The 14,025-nt window shown below is 70.1% G+C and carries 13 protein-coding genes; 8 read left to right on the top strand and 5 right to left on the bottom strand.

Annotation, left to right across the window (positions count from 1 at the left end):
- Positions 1-61 precede the first annotated feature (61 nt).
- A complete protein-coding gene (locus tag QMK24_RS19035) occupies positions 62-1,012 on the top strand; it encodes an anti-sigma factor RsbA family regulatory protein (protein ID WP_283467435.1) in 951 nt (316 codons plus the stop codon).
- Positions 1,013-1,108: 96 nt separating this feature from the next.
- On the opposite strand, the gene QMK24_RS19040 is transcribed toward QMK24_RS19035, so the two are convergent.
- From QMK24_RS19040 to QMK24_RS19050, 3 genes are all read right to left on the bottom strand, one after another.
- On the bottom strand, positions 1,109-1,984 hold the full coding sequence (locus QMK24_RS19040; RefSeq protein WP_283467437.1) for an RNA polymerase sigma factor SigF: 876 nt from the start codon (positions 1,982-1,984) through the stop codon (positions 1,109-1,111).
- 180 nt (positions 1,985-2,164) lie between these two features.
- The gene (locus tag QMK24_RS19045; protein ID WP_283467438.1) at positions 2,165-3,001 is read right to left on the bottom strand and encodes an undecaprenyl-diphosphate phosphatase; all 837 of its coding nucleotides are present in this window, start codon (positions 2,999-3,001) and stop codon (positions 2,165-2,167) included.
- Between the two features lie 164 nt (positions 3,002-3,165).
- Entirely contained in the window at positions 3,166-4,911 is a 1,746-nt protein-coding gene (locus QMK24_RS19050; RefSeq protein WP_283467439.1) for a glycosyl hydrolase family 18 protein, read from the bottom strand.
- Between the two features lie 335 nt (positions 4,912-5,246).
- Between QMK24_RS19050 and QMK24_RS19055 the strand changes: the two genes are divergently transcribed.
- On the top strand, positions 5,247-5,480 hold the full coding sequence (locus QMK24_RS19055; RefSeq protein WP_283467441.1) for a hypothetical protein: 234 nt from the start codon (positions 5,247-5,249) through the stop codon (positions 5,478-5,480).
- Between the two features lie 29 nt (positions 5,481-5,509).
- Complete coding sequence (locus QMK24_RS19060; RefSeq protein WP_283467442.1) at positions 5,510-5,929, top strand: YchJ family protein; 420 nt, start codon at positions 5,510-5,512, stop codon at positions 5,927-5,929.
- Positions 5,930-5,998: 69 nt separating this feature from the next.
- On the opposite strand, the gene ligA is transcribed toward QMK24_RS19060, so the two are convergent.
- Both ligA and QMK24_RS19070 read right to left on the bottom strand, forming a co-directional pair.
- Positions 5,999-8,077: an NAD-dependent DNA ligase LigA gene (gene ligA / locus QMK24_RS19065; protein WP_283467444.1), complete on the bottom strand. Its 2,079-nt coding sequence runs from the start codon at positions 8,075-8,077 to the stop codon at positions 5,999-6,001.
- Between the two features lie 163 nt (positions 8,078-8,240).
- The gene (locus tag QMK24_RS19070) at positions 8,241-8,942 is read right to left on the bottom strand and encodes a HutD/Ves family protein (RefSeq protein ID WP_283467445.1); all 702 of its coding nucleotides are present in this window, start codon (positions 8,940-8,942) and stop codon (positions 8,241-8,243) included.
- 245 nt (positions 8,943-9,187) lie between these two features.
- Here QMK24_RS19070 and ehuB point away from each other — a divergent pair, with 245 nt between their 5' ends.
- From ehuB to QMK24_RS19095, 5 genes are all read left to right on the top strand, one after another.
- Positions 9,188-10,105: an ectoine/hydroxyectoine ABC transporter substrate-binding protein EhuB gene (gene ehuB, locus QMK24_RS19075; RefSeq protein WP_283467446.1), complete on the top strand. Its 918-nt coding sequence runs from the start codon at positions 9,188-9,190 to the stop codon at positions 10,103-10,105.
- A 12-nt stretch (positions 10,106-10,117) separates the two neighbouring features.
- Positions 10,118-10,864, top strand: a complete 747-nt coding sequence (ehuC, locus tag QMK24_RS19080) for an ectoine/hydroxyectoine ABC transporter permease subunit EhuC (RefSeq protein ID WP_283467447.1) — start codon at positions 10,118-10,120, stop codon at positions 10,862-10,864.
- Positions 10,864-11,499 carry an ectoine/hydroxyectoine ABC transporter permease subunit EhuD gene (gene ehuD / locus QMK24_RS19085; RefSeq protein ID WP_283467449.1) on the top strand — a complete coding sequence of 212 codons (636 nt, stop codon included), beginning with the start codon at positions 10,864-10,866 and terminating at the stop codon, positions 11,497-11,499. The genes ehuC and ehuD overlap by 1 nt, the downstream gene beginning before the upstream one ends.
- Before the next feature lie 76 nt (positions 11,500-11,575).
- A complete protein-coding gene (ehuA, locus tag QMK24_RS19090; protein WP_283467457.1) occupies positions 11,576-12,334 on the top strand; it encodes an ectoine/hydroxyectoine ABC transporter ATP-binding protein EhuA in 759 nt (252 codons plus the stop codon).
- Between the two features lie 408 nt (positions 12,335-12,742).
- Positions 12,743-14,025: CoA transferase (locus tag QMK24_RS19095; RefSeq protein WP_283467450.1), on the top strand; the 1,283-nt coding region annotated here is incomplete at its 3' end.

The following is a 14,025-nucleotide window of genomic DNA, read 5'->3' on the forward strand; positions in this document are numbered from 1 at the left end:
CGGGGCGGAAACCGCAGAGTGATCGCGGACGGGGCCGCCATCGATGGAGGGGTTGGCGGAGATGAGCCGGGAACTGCAGGACGCGGCACGCGGTGGTGGATTCGCGCACCCGGCACTCTTCTACCGCGGCCCCGACGACTTCCTCGCGGGAACCGTGCCCTTCATCACCGAGGGCCTCGACCGCGGGGAGCCGGTCGCCGTCGCTGTTCCGGGGCCGAACCTGGACCTGCTGGCGAAGGCACTCCACGGCCGCGCCGGTGACGCGCACCTGCTCGACATGACGCAGGCCGGCCGCAATCCGGGCCGGATCATCCCCGGCGTGCTGCGGGCCTTCGCCGACGCCTACCCCGACCGCCGGGTGCGGATCATCGGCGAACCGATCTGGCCGGGACGCTCGGCCGTCGAGTACCCGGCCTGCGTCCAGCACGAGGCACTGATCAACCTCGCCTTCGCCGACCGCGACGTGACGATCCTGTGCCCCTACGACGCCGAACAGCTGAGCCCGGCCGTCCTGGCCGACGCCGCCGCCACCCACCCGGTCCTCATCGACGACACGGGCAGCGTGCCCAGCCCGGACTACGCCCCCACGCGTGTCGTGGCCGACTGGAACGTTCCGCTGCCGGAGGCCCCGGACGGCGCGCAGGTGCTCGCCTTCGACGACGCCACCCTGACCGAGCCCCGGCTCGCGGCGTACCGGTACGCCATGTGCGCCGGCCTGGACCGCGACCGGATCCCGGACGTGGAGCTGGCCGTCAACGAGCTGGCCACCAACGCCATCCTGCACGGCGGCGGCTCCGGCACACTGCGGGTGTGGACCGAGGCCGGACACCTCGTGTGTGAACTGCGCGACCGGGGACACCTCACCGATCCGCTCGTCGGCCGCGTGCCCGTCCGGCGCGCCACACCCGGCGGCCGCGGCATGCTGCTCGTCAACCACCTGGCCGACCTGGTCCGGATCTACACGACAGCGGCCGGTACGACCCTCCGCGTGTACTTCGCCCTCACCCGCTAGTGCCGTCCCCGGTCAATCGCCGGGACGGGCTTGATTTTCCAGCCCGGCCAGCCCGGCCAGCCCGTCCGGCAATTCAGGACAGACCGGCGACGAGTGTCACTCCTGCACCAGCAGCTGACCGCGCAGCCGCGTCAAGGTCCGGTTGAGCAGCCGGGAGACATGCATCTGGGAGATGCCCAGTTCGGCGCCGATCTCCGCCTGCGTCATCTCGGCGCCGAACCGCATCCGCAGGATGCGGCGCTCACGCGGGGCGAGTCCGGCCAGCAGCGGCTTGAGGGCATGGAAATTCTCCACGTTCTCGAGGGCGGGGTCGATGTCCCCGAGCCGGTCGGCCAGCGCGCCTTCACTGCTGCCCTCCTCCTCGCCCGCGGGGATGTCGATGGACCCGGCGACGTACCCGTTGCTGGCCAGTTGGCCCTCGGTGACCTCCGCGGGGGTGAGGTCGAGAAGCTCCGCCAGCTCACCGGTGGTGGGCGCGCGGTCCAGCCGGCCGGCCAGTTCCTCGTTGGCCTTGGCAAGTTCCAGCCGCAGTTCCTGCAGGCGGCGCGGGACGTGCACGGCCCAGCTGGTGTCCCGGAAGAACCGCTTGATCTCACCGGTGATGTACGGGATGGCGAAGGTGGTGAACTCCACCTCGCGCGACAGGTCGAACCGGTCGATCGCCTTGATCAGGCCGATGGTGCCGACCTGCACGATGTCCTCACGCGGCTCGGATCGGTTGCGGAACCGGCCGGCGGCGAAGTTCACCAGCGAGATGTTCAGTTCGATGAGCGTGTTCCGGGCGTACTGGTAATCGTGCGTGCCCTCGTCCAGGGTCCGCAGCCGGTCGAAGAACAGCTTCGACAGTTGTCGCGCGTCCTTGGGCGCCAGTTTCCCCGGGCACTCCAAGCGCGGCAGTTCCGACCGGTCCCCGTCCGCCGCAGCCGATCGCCCGGAGGCCACAGAGGTCTTCGCCACTACCGAACCGGCCATCGGGCCCTCCTCAGGAAGTCCGCTTCTTCGGACCCTCGCCTACCCCCGGATCGACGGCACACACCGTCGATCCGGAGGCAGTTGACGGTCACGCCGATGCGCCCTGACGGCCCCCGTCAGGCCGCCAGGGGCTCAGGCAGTCAGAGGCTCAGGCAGTCGGAGGCTCAGGCAGTCGGAGGCTCAGGCGCTCAGGACGTTGGTGCTGAGCAGGCCGAAGAGGAGGACGCCGATGATGATGCGATAGACCACGAAGACGTTGAAGGAGTGCTTGGCGACGAACTTCAACAGCCAGGAGATCGAAGCGTAGGCGACCACGAACGACACCAGCGTGCCCACGGCGAGCGACACGGCGCCGACGCCGCCGCCCGTGGCGTCCTTGAGTTCGTAGATCCCCGCGCCGGTCAGGGCAGGGATCGACAGGAAGAACGACAGCCGGGTCGCGGCCACTCGGTCCAGATCGCGGATCAGGGCGGTGGAGATCGTGGCGCCGGAGCGGGAGAAGCCGGGGAAGAGCAGCGCGAGAATCTGCGAAGAGCCCACGATCATGGCGTCCTTGAGGGTGATCTCGTCCTCACCGCGCTTGAACCGGGCCATCTGCTCGGCCACCCACATCACGATGCTGCCGAAGATGAGGGAACCGGCCACCACCCACAGCGAGGCGAGCGTGCTCTCGATGAGGGGCTTGGCGAGGAGGCCGACCACGACGATCGGGATCGTGGCGTAGACGACCCACCAGGCGAACTTGTAGTCGTGGTTGTCGCGTTCGCGCTTGTTCACGACACCGCGTCCCCAGGCGCTGGCGAACCGCACGATGTCCTTGAAGAAGTAGACCAGGACGGCGGCGATGGCCCCGACCTGGATCACCGCCGTGAAGCCGACCACCGCCTTGTCGTCCACCGGGATGTTCATCAGCCCCTCGGTGATCTTGAGGTGGCCGGTGGAGGACACCGGGAGGAATTCGGTGAGCCCTTCCACCACTCCGAGAATGGCGGCTTGGCCGACGCCGATCGCACTCATTGGGTCCCGTCCCTGGATTTGGCGTGGAATGACCGGCTTGGCGGCGCCGTGGTCAACGGGGGCCCTCACGGGCGCACCCAACGTCTACAGGATTGTAGACGTTGGGTGCGACTCTAGAGGACCGTATGCCGACCGAGCAGGCCGGGACCAGGGTAACGAGGGTGCTAGGTGATCGAGAAGTCGTCCCCGTAAACGTTGCCCTGCGCGTACCAGCCGTGCAGATAGACGGTGACTGTCCCCGAGGCGCCGGTGGTGAAGGGGACGGTGAGCCTGGTCCAGCCGCCTGACGACGTCCAGGTGCTGGCCGACGCTCCGCCACTCACCCCGAGGTAGGCGTAGTTGCCCTGCACCCAGCCGGACAGCGCGTAACTGTGGTTCGGCGACAGGGCGACGCTCTGGCCGCACTCACCTGTCTGGCCCGAGGTGGGTGCCACCTGCAGTGCGTGGGCGCCGGTGTGGGCCGGACTGGCGACGACCGCTCCCCCGGGCTGGCAGGCCCACGGGGCCGGACTGCCGGTCTCCAGGCCGCCGTTCACCAGCACGCCCGAGCCGCCCGGGCCGGTGACCGTGAGGGTGTAGCTCGCGGTGTGGCTGCCGGACGGTGCCGAGCCGGTGATCGTCACCGGATACGTTCCGGCCGCCGCGGATGCGGAGGCGGTGGCCGTCAGTGTCGCGGACACTCCGGCGGTGACGGATCCGGGGCTGACGGCCAGCGTCACCCCTGCGGGAGCGCCGGACGCGGTCAGATTCACGGTCTGCGCCGAGCCGGCCGTCACAGCGGTCTTCACCGTCGCGATCACCGATCCGCCGGGGTTCACCGAGCCGGAGGCCGGAGTGGTGGTGACGGAGAAGTCATTGGTGACCGGGCCGCCTCCGCCGGTGAAGGGCTCGAAGGCGTGGCTGAAGAACCAGGTGCTCTGGGCGATGCCCGAGCAGGAGTCCGATCCTCCGGTGCCGGGGCAGCCGCCGTTGTCGCGCTGGAGTGCCCAGAAGGACAGTGCGGCGACGCCCTTGGAGACGGCCCAGTTGTAGACCGTGGCCGCGTCGGCCGTGTTGAAGGTCTCCCCCGGGCCGAAGTCGTCGATGCCGGGCATCTCGATGATGCCGGTCATGCCCCACAGCTGCGCGTCGCTCTTCGACGGGTAGAGCGTGCCCAGCTGACCACGCAGGCCGGTGATGGCGGTCTCGGTGTCGGTGGCCATCTGGTGGGAGGCGCCGTCGTAGTAGTCGAACGTCATCAGGTTCACGACGTCGATGCGGGCGCCGTTCGTCACGGCGTTGCGCAGGACGGCCAGTCCGCTGGAGGCGAGACCGCTGGTGGTGGTGGGCAGGGTGTACGCGAACTGGATGGTGCGGCCGTTGGCCGCCGCCCAGTCCTCGACCTGCTTGATGGCCTTGTTTCGGCGGTCGATTCCGGCGGTGTTGGTGAGCGAATTGTCCTCGATGTCGAGATCGATCCGTGTCACACCGTAGGTGGTGATGACGTTTTCGAAGGCGGCCGCGATGGAGTTGACGTTCGTGCAGCTGTCCGCGAGCTCGGTGCCGGTGTTGTCCGCGGTGTAGCCGCCGAAGGACGGGATGACGTCCCCGCCGGCCGCCCGCATGGTGGCGATGTCGGCGCCGAAGCTGGACGAGGCGATGGGCATGCCCGTGTTGCCGTTCCAGTACGGGGTGCAGGAGCCCTTCGACGGCGTCTGGATGAACGCCATCGTCAGATACTTCGCTCCCGACTGCGCGGACAGCGCTGCCGGGCTGTCGCCGTTGTACGCCTCGAAGTAGGGCGCGAAGACGTGGGCGGGGATGGGCGTCGCCGCGTGCGCGGCGCCGCCGCCCGCGACCACCAAGCCGAGGGATGCGGTGGCCGTGACCAGTGCGGCCAACAGCACTTGGACGGATCTGGGTCGTCTCATGAACGCTCCCACAAAGTGAGACAGCGGAATGGGGGGATGGGCGATGCGCTTACGCGGGGAGAGCCGAGTAACGACCATGATTGGACTAGACCAACAGACTGTCAAGGCTCTTTACCATCCGCCTACGACGGGCTTCGGGAACGGGCCGCCAGGCGTCAACCACTGGGCCTGCGCCGCGATTTCGGGGCGTGGTTTTCGGACAGCACGCCTGCGCCGGACGGGACCGTTCCGCGGTCCGTGTGCCGCCGGAGGGCGCACCTGTCCCGTCAGGTCCGCGCCTGTGAGACGGGGATGCCCCCTACCCGGCGGGCCGATCCGGGCGCAGCATCGACATTGTGGCGGGATCAGGAGGTCCGGCAGCCTGTGACGAATGCGGCCGTGCCGATCGGACGGTCCGCGATCTCGGCCTGCGTGATCCGCTGGTTCTCTGCGACGCCTGCTTCCGCGCGCTGCTTGAGGTGCGGGTGGGACGGCAGCCCCTTCCTCTGTCGGAGGTGCTGGCCGATGTGGCGGAGGGCCGCGATCCGCCGCAGGCGCAGCGCCTGCGGACGGAGCGCGCCCGGCGGTGATCAATCCGCGGGGCCGTCACAATCATGGGGTGACCAAGAACAGCGCACGCCCACCGACGACGGCACTCGCCGCCTCGCCCTGCCCCTGCGGACTCGGCGAGTCCTACCGCGACTGCTGCGGCCGGTTCCACAGCGGCCGGGCCACGGCCCCCACCGCTGAGCGGCTCATGCGCTCGCGCTTCAGCGCGTTCGCCGTCCGCGATGCCGCTTACCTGCTCAGGACGTGGCACTCCACGACCCGGCCGTCCGACATCGGGTTCGATCCGGACCAGCGCTGGACACGGCTGGAGATCATCGGGACGGCGGACGGCAGCCCGTTCCATACCGAGGGCACCGTGGAGTTCCGGGCTCGTTTCAGCCTCCACGGGCAGGCGGATTCACAGCACGAGCTGAGCCGTTTCGTACGGGAGGACGGGCTCTGGGTCTATCTGGGCGAAGCCACGGCGTGACACGCACGGCGTGAGCTCATGGCATGAAGCCCCCGTCACGGCCACGGCATGAAGCCCACGGCAGGCGGCTCACGATATGAACGGGCCGAGCAGTTCGGCGAACTCCGCAGGGGCGATCACCCGGATCCCGAGCTCCTCCGCCTTGGCCTTCTTGGAGCCCGCCTTCTCCCCGGCGACCAGCAGGCTGGTCTTCTTCGACACGCTCGACGACGCCCGGCCGCCCGCCCTCTCGATCAGCTCGTTCATCGCGGTGCGCGACAGCTCGGCCAGCGCGCCGGTCATGCTGCCGGTGACCACGACCGTCATGTCCGCCAGAGGGCCGGCCGGCGGAGTGTCCTGAGGCTCGCCCGCGTCGGCATCGAGGGGCTCGGGCACCGGCGCTCCGGGCTCGGTCATGTTCACCCCGGCGGCTATGAGTTTGCCGATGAGCGGGGCCAGCTCGGCGATCTGGGCGACGACGACCCGGGCCTTCTCACCGCCGATGCCGGCGACGGCCTCCAGCGCACCGGCGTCTGCCGTGCGGATGGCGTCCATCGTGCCGAAGTGCCGGGCGATCCGCCGGGACATGCTGCGTCCGGTGCCAAGGACTCCCAGGGCGCAGAACACCCGGTTCAGAGGCCGGTCCTTGGCGGCGGCGATCGCGGCCAGCAGTTTGTCGGCGCTCACCTCTCCCATCCGGTCCAGGCCCAGCAGCTGTTCGCGGGTCAGGGTGAACACGTCGGCGAAGTCGGTGACCTGGCCGGACTCCACCAGCTGGATGATGAGTTTGTGGCCCATCCCGTCGATGTCGAGGGTGTCGCGCGCCACCGCGTAGCGGATCGAGGCGAGCTGTCCGCACTCCCGGCCGCGCACACAGCGCCAGCGCTCCTGGCTGGTATCGATGGCGGAGGCGCAACGAGGGCACTCGGCGGGGAAGTCGATCGGCGTCTCGTCCCCGGTGCGGAGCTGGACCACCGGGGCCTCGATGCGCGGGATGATGTCGCCGGCCTTGTAGACGGTGACCTGGTCACCGATCCGCAGGTCCCTGCGGGTGATGTCGGCCGGGTTGTGGAGCGTGGCGTAGGAGACGGTGGTTCCGTCGATCTCGACGGGTTCGAGCACGGCCCGGGGCGCGATGACGCCCGTCCTGCCGACGTTCCATTCCACGGCGAGCAGCCGGGTCACGCGCTCCACGGCGGGCAGCTTGTAGGCGATCGCCCAGCGCGGGGCGCGGGAGCTGAAACCGGCCTTCTCCTGTTCCGCCGGGTCGTCGGCCTTGATCACCACACCGTCGATCCCGAACGGCAGTGACGCCCGCAGTGCGGCGATCTCCTCGACGCGGCCGTGGACTTCGTCGATCGAGGCGCAGGTGCGCAGCCCGACGGGGGTTGCCGCGGTGGTCTGCACGCCCGCTTCCGCGACGATCTCCATGACGCGGCTGTGGGCGAGCGCGGCCAGCTCCGGCGAGCCGCCGTCCAGCGGCAGCCCGGAGTAGGCCCAGAACGTCATCTCGATGACGTATGGCCGCTCCTTCGCCCGCAGGGTGCCGGCCGCGCCGTTGCGGGGGTTGGCGAACGGCGTGGCGCCGTATTCGGCACGTATGCGGTTGGCCTGCTCGAACTGCTCGGCGGTCAGCAGCACTTCCCCGCGCACCTCGAACGTCACCGGATTGCGCAGCCGGTCCGGCAGTCCGGCGATCGTCCCGATGGCGTGGGAGACGTCCTCCCCGTGACTGCCGTCGCCGCGTGTGACCAGTTGCTCCAGGCGGCCGCCACGGTAGCGCGCGGCGATGGCCACCCCGTCCAGTTTCGGCTCGACGGCGTAGCCTCCCCCGACGGGCCCGCCGAGGCGCTTGCCCAGCGAATCCGCCCAGGCCGAGAGCTCCTTGCCGTCGAAGACGTTGTCCAGCGACATCATCCGCGCCGAGTGCTCCACGTCACCGGCCGGCACCGCACCGCCCGCGACCTTTCCGGTCGGCGAGTCGGGCGCGACCTCGGCGGGGTGCCGCTCCTCGTAGGCCGTGATCGCCCGCGTCAGCCGGTCGTAGGAGGCGTCGTCGAGGCGGGAGTCCCCGCCGCTGTAGTAGGCGGCGGATGCAGCGGCGGCCTCGGTGACGGCCTGCGCGTACGACTCGGCGTCGGCCAGGTGGGCCGTGGTGATCTCGGTCATGGGGACATCGTGCCGCCCGCCACTGACAATGCCGCCCGCCGGCGTGGAAGCTGGCTCGACCGTGTCTGCCCGCAGTGCGACGCGGTGGCGGACTCCGCCCCGCCCACCCGCTGTTCCCGCCGCGGCGCCGCCGTGCCCACCTGATCGGCAGCGCCGCGAGGCTCTAAACCTCGTTGTCAACAGGTCTATTGGCGCTGCTGGTCCCGATGGTCCTGATGGTGATGACCGCCGCCCTGCCTCCGGGCCGCAACGTCAGCGCGCCGCCGGTGCCGGAGTCGGTGCCGCTGCCACTGCCGCCGCCGGTTGCGAGCGCGGCGTCGAAGCGGCCGAGCGAGCCGCCCTCCGGGCCGATGGCGGCATCGTCCGTCAACGCGACGAGCAGCACAGCGCCGTCCTCGGGAACCGTGGCCGTGTGCGGGCCCTCCACGATCTCGACGGTGGCTGCCGCCCGTCCGCGCCGGGTCATGACGTTGAGATTGACGATGGGGCCGCCCGTCAGCCGGCAACCGGTCGCGGCGTCGCCGGGGAAGGCCAAGGGCCGCAACGGAAGCGTCGGCGCGTGCGTGACGCCGTCGATGGTCAGCACCATGCCCGCGCCGTCGACCACCGTGATGATCCGGTCGACACCGGGGAAGGCGGAGTACGGCCCGTCCTCCACCACATCGGCGAGGCTCACCCGCCATCCGAAGCCGGTCGTGGCCGTGCTCATGTCCGCGCCGGCGCCCGTACGAATTCCCGCACCCGCGCCCGCACCCGCGCCCGCCCCTGTATCCGCCGGTCCTGCGGCGATCTCGCGCGTCACACCGCCGCCGTTGCTCCAGGGCGTGGGCGTCCGGTCGCGGGCCCGCAGAATCCGCGTCTCCATGCCGTACCGCCTCCGCGTCCGCCGGTCCCCGTACCCGCCGTGTTCCGGCCGGTGATCTTCCGATCGTGGCCGGGTGACGGCTTGGCGTCAAACGGGCCCGGCCCTCGCAATACGCGCAACACGCCCATCTCAGGATAACCGCCCCCACCTGCGATTTTCGGTGTATGCAAACGGTGTTGCCGGGTAGGGGCGGCCCTCATGTGGCGTCACGCACCAAAGTGGCGCACGTGACCGAAGGGACATCCATGTCACAGCGCAGCGCCTTCTCCCGCAGGGGATTCCTGTTCCGGACCACCGCCCTGGGCGGCATGGCGGTGGTGCCAGGTCTGCTCACGGCGTGCAGCCGCACCGAGACCGGGACCGGTGCTCCGAAAGGGGACGGCGATCTGCTGGCGAAACTGAGGAAACAGGGCTATGTGCGGGTCGGGTTCGCCGGAGAGGCACCGTACGGGTTCAAGGACGGCACCGCGCTGGCCGGCGAGGCCCCGACCCTGCACAAGGAGATCTTCTCGGCGCTCGGCATCGCTGAGCTGCGTCCCACGCTCACCGACTTCGGCGCCCTCATCCCCGGACTGGCGGCGGACCGGTTCGACGTGGTCAGCGCCGGTATGGCGATCACACCCGAACGCTGCGACAAGGTGATCTTCTCCGAACCGGAGTTCATCTCCCCCACCGCTCTGATGGTGCGCAAGGGGAACCCCAAGGGGCTGAGCGACCTGGCGTCGTTCGCCGGCAAGGGCGCCACGGTCGGGGTGCTGACCGCCGCGGTCGAGGCCGGCTACGCCAACAGCGCCGGTGTCGGGGATTCCAAGGTCAAGTCGCTGGCGAAGCAGCAGGACGGGCTCGACGCGCTGGTCGCCGGGCGCATCGACGCCTTCGCCCTCACCGGGATATCACTGCGCTGGCTGGCGAAGACGAACAAGGGCGCGGACGTCGAGGTGCTCGAACCCTTCCTGCCGGAGCTGAAGGGCAAGAAGCAGTACAGCCCCGGCGGCGCCGTCTTCCGGCACGACGCCACCTCCCTGCGCGACGCCTTCAACGGCCGCCTCAAGAAGATCACCGGCGACCCGGACCACTACGTCTCGCTGATCGGGAAGTACGGCTTCACCAAGCAGGAAGTGCCGCCCGCCACACTGCGGACCGCCGACCTGTGCAAGGCGTGATGAGCGAACCTGATGAGCGACTTCTTCGCACAGTTCTCCCGATCGCTGCCGAGCGTATGGCAGGGCATCTCCGTCACCCTCCAGGCAACCGTGCTCAGCGCGCTGCTGGCCCTCGTACTCGCCTTCACCTTCGGCCTCATGGCCGGCTCACCGCACCTTCTCGTCCGGGGTCTGTCCCGGGTGGTCGTGGAATTCCTCCGTGGCACCTCCCTGTATGTGCAGCTCTTCTGGCTGTTCTTCGCGCTGCCGATCCTCGGCTTCAAGCTTGAGCCGCTGGCCTGCGCCGTGGTGGCCTTCGGCCTCAACTACGGCGCCTACGGCTCCGAAGTGGTGCGCGGGGCGCTGAACGCGGTCCCCCGGGCGCAGTGGGAGGCCGCCGTCGCGCTCAACATGAGTCCCTGGCAGCGGATGCGGCGCGTCCTCCTGCCCCAGGCGTGGGTCCAGATGATCCCGCCGTTCAACAACCTGCTCATCCAGCTGCTGAAGTGCACCCCGCTGATGTCGTTGATCACCATCTCCGATCTCACCTTCCAGATGGACCAGTTGCGCTCGTCGACCGGTAACACCGCGGCCGCCTATCTGACGCTCCTGGTCATCTATTTCGTGCTCGCCTACGCGCTGACGCTGCTGATGAAAGCCCTGGAGGCGGTGGCCAAGGCCCGCCTCGGCCAGGGCACGGGCCTGCGCCGCGTCCTCAAGCCGCGACCCGTCTCCGTCAGCGATCCCGACGGCTGCACCGCGAAGGCGGGTGGTGTGTGATGTGGGACTGGAATACCGCCCGCGAGGGGCTGCCCGTGGTCCTGCACGGCTTCGGGATCACCTTGCTCGCCACGGTGCTGGGGTCCGTCGTCGCCATGGTGCTCGGGCTGCTGATCGCCGTGGTCTGCCGCACGCCGACCCGGTGGGTCACCGTGCCCGTCCGCGTCGTCGTGGAGTTCGTACGCTCCACCCCGGTGATGATCCAGCTGTTCGCCGTATGGGTGCTCGTGCCGAGCCTTGATCCGCTGACCATCGGCATCGCCGTGCTCGGCATCCACTACGCGATGTACACCTCCGAGGTGTACCGCGCCGGGATCGACGCCGTGCCCCGGGGGCAGTGGGAGGCGGCCGTCGCGCTCTCGCTGCCACGTGGCCGGGTGTGGCGCGCGGTGATCCTGCCGCAGGCGGTCCGGAAGGTCGTACCGGCACTGGGCAACTACGTGATCTCCATGTTCAAGGAGACACCGTTCCTGTCGGTGATCACCGTGCAGGAGATGGTCCATGAGGCGAACGAATACGGCAGCGTCCACTTCGCCTATCTGGAGGCGTTCACCCTCGCGGCCGCGATCTTCCTCGTCGCGAGTTATCCGACCTCGATGCTGATGAGAAAGCTGGAGAAGCGCCTTGCTCAGTGAAGCCAACCCCAGGAACGACGCCCTTGCCCAAGCCGACCCCCCCGCCGCGAGCACCGGGGATCCCGCCGTCGCGGACATGATCCGCTTCGACCGGGTGGTGAAGCGGTTCGGCGACCACACCGTTCTGGACCAGCTCGACTTCCAGCTGCGACGGGGTGAGCGGGTGACTCTGATCGGACCGAGCGGCTCCGGCAAGACCACCATCCTGCGGCTGCTCATGACCCTCGAACGCGTCACGGAGGGCACCATCCACGTCGACGGGCAGCCCTTCTCCCATATGCCGGGCGCCCGGGGCAAGCTCGTGCCCGCGAACGAGAAGTACCTGCGAGAACACCGGCGGCGGATCGGCATGGTCTTCCAGCAGTTCAATCTCTTCCCGAATATGAAGGTGCTGGAGAACGTGACCGAGGCGCCGGTCCACGTCCTCGGCCTCAGCCGCGACGAGGCCGCGGAGCGAGGCCGGGAGCTGCTGGACCTGGTGGGCCTCGCCGACAAGTGCGACGCCCACCCCACCCAGCTCTCCGGCGGCCAGCAGCAGCGCGTCGCGATCGCCCGCGCGCTCGCCATGCGGCCCGACATCCTCCTTCTCGACGAGGTGACCTCGGCACTCGATCCGGAACTCGTGGCGGGCGTACTCGACGTCCTGCGGGACATCGCCCACAGCACCGACATCACCATGCTGTGCGTGACCCACGAGATGGGCTTCGCGCGCGATGTCTCGGACCGGGTGATGATGTTCGACCACGGCCACGTCCTCGAAGCCGGCCCTCCGGACCAGCTGTTCGAGTCCCCGGAGCACACGCGCACGCGCGAGTTCCTCAGCGCGGTCCTTTGAGCAGCGCGGTCCTTTGAGCACCAGACCGCCCCGCCTCGGAGTAGAGGCGGGGCGGGACGCCTGCGCTGGCTCGGCGTCTGACGGCGCGTGGGAGGCGGATGCGCGTACGCCCGCTGTCGCGCCGCTTCTCGGACCCGCCCACGCCGGGTCCGGGACGTGCACGGTGACATCGGACTCTGTCCCCGGACGGGTGCTCCTCTGCCGCCGGGCCGTCGGAGAACGCATCGGCCGAACGCCCACGCTCTGACAGGACCCTCCACCAAAGCCTCCCGCTCCACGGCCCGCCCGTCGCCGTGCGAACAGCGCCTGCCGGCGCGCGTAGTTCGCACGGGGTGTGAAAAGCCACCTGTGGTGCCTCGCGGCGGATGCGTATCGGCACGAGCCCGGAGCCTGCGGGACAATGGCCCGATGACACAGGGGATCGATGCAGCGACCGCCCACGCCTGGGCCGCACTCGGTGGTGCGGCGGAGTTGGGCGGGAGGGTGTCGTACCGTGCGTCACGTGGGGTTCTGGCGTCCCGGCTGCCGGTGCGGGAGTTGGCTCGTGCCACCGTGGGGGTGTGCTCGTTGGCGGCCGCGGAGCTGGCCGCGCGGCGGTCCGGGGGATCCGTGCCGGCGGTGCGGGTGGACGAGGGGTCGGTGGCCACGGCTTTCGTCAGTGAACGGCACCTGCGGATCGACGGCAGGACTCCGACGTCGTTCGCCCCGCTGTCCGGCTTCTGGCGCGCGTCCGATGGCTGGGTCAGGACCCACGCCAACTATCCCCACCACCGTGGCCGCCTGCTGGCCGCGCTAGGGATCCCGGACGAGGGCGATGACGGCGCGCTCGCCAAGCGGCTCTCGGACCGGTTGCTGACGCTCCCCGCCCAGTGGATCCAGCAGACCGTGTACGCGGCGGGCGGGCTCGCCGTGGCCGTGGCGGCGAGCCGCGGTGTGCACCATCCGCTGGTCGAGGCGCGGCGGGTCGGGGACACGGCGCCCCGGGCGCTGGCCACGGCGTCCTCTCCGGCCGGCGGGGTGCGAGTCCTCGATCTGACGAGGGTCATCGCCGGGCCCGTGGCCACCCGCACGCTGGCTCTGCTGGGCGCGGATGTCCTGCGCGTCGACTCCCCGCGGCTTCCCGAGTACGCGGACGCCCATGCCGATACCGGCTTCGGCAAGCGCTCGACCCTGCTGGACCTCGGCGGGTCCAGGGACCGGCGGATCTTCGAGGGGCTTCTCGACGCCGCCGACGTCGTGATCACCGGCTACCGGCCCGGATCGCTGGCCCGCCACGGCCTCGCCCCGCAGGCCCTGCTGGAACGGCGGCCGGGACTGATCGTCGCCCAGCTCTGCGCCTGGGGGTGGCAGGGGCCGTGGGCCGGACTGCGTGGCTTCGACAGCCTCGTCCAGGCCGCGAGCGGCATCGCCCACCTCGAGGCCGGCCCCGACGGCCACCCCGGGGTGCTCCCCGCCCAGGCCCTGGACCACGGCACCGGATATCTCCTCGCGGGCGCGATACTGCGCGCCCTCACCGACCGTCAGGACCGGGGCGGAGGCCGGCACCTGCGGCTCTCCCTCGCGGGTACGGCCTCCTGGCTGCTGCACGACATCCGCCCCACCGCCAACGGCGGCGACGCCTACGACCCCCGGTCGTGGCTGGCCAAAACGCCGTCCCCCTACGGCCGCCTCCAGTACGCCCTCCCGCCGAT

The sequence above is a fragment of the Streptomyces sp. PH10-H1 genome (assembly GCF_030063355.1).
Lineage (GTDB): Bacteria > Actinomycetota > Actinomycetes > Streptomycetales > Streptomycetaceae > Actinacidiphila.

Bases quoted from the DNA above. Each gene is read 5' to 3' on its own strand.
- QMK24_RS19035 (WP_283467435.1), top strand. From the start codon at position 62: ATGAGCCGGGAACTGCAGGACGCGGCACGCGGTGGTGGATTCGCGCAC.
- QMK24_RS19040 (WP_283467437.1), bottom strand. From the start codon at position 1,984: ATGGCCGGTTCGGTAGTGGCGAAGACCTCTGTGGCCTCCGGGCGATCG.
- QMK24_RS19045 (WP_283467438.1), bottom strand. From the start codon at position 3,001: ATGAGTGCGATCGGCGTCGGCCAAGCCGCCATTCTCGGAGTGGTGGAA.
- QMK24_RS19050 (WP_283467439.1), bottom strand. From the start codon at position 4,911: ATGAGACGACCCAGATCCGTCCAAGTGCTGTTGGCCGCACTGGTCACG.
- ligA (WP_283467444.1), bottom strand. From the start codon at position 8,077: ATGACCGAGATCACCACGGCCCACCTGGCCGACGCCGAGTCGTACGCG.
- QMK24_RS19070 (WP_283467445.1), bottom strand. From the start codon at position 8,942: ATGGAGACGCGGATTCTGCGGGCCCGCGACCGGACGCCCACGCCCTGG.
- ehuB (WP_283467446.1), top strand. From the start codon at position 9,188: ATGTCACAGCGCAGCGCCTTCTCCCGCAGGGGATTCCTGTTCCGGACC.
- ehuC (WP_283467447.1), top strand. From the start codon at position 10,118: ATGAGCGACTTCTTCGCACAGTTCTCCCGATCGCTGCCGAGCGTATGG.
- ehuD (WP_283467449.1), top strand. From the start codon at position 10,864: ATGTGGGACTGGAATACCGCCCGCGAGGGGCTGCCCGTGGTCCTGCAC.
- ehuA (WP_283467457.1), top strand. From the start codon at position 11,576: ATGATCCGCTTCGACCGGGTGGTGAAGCGGTTCGGCGACCACACCGTT.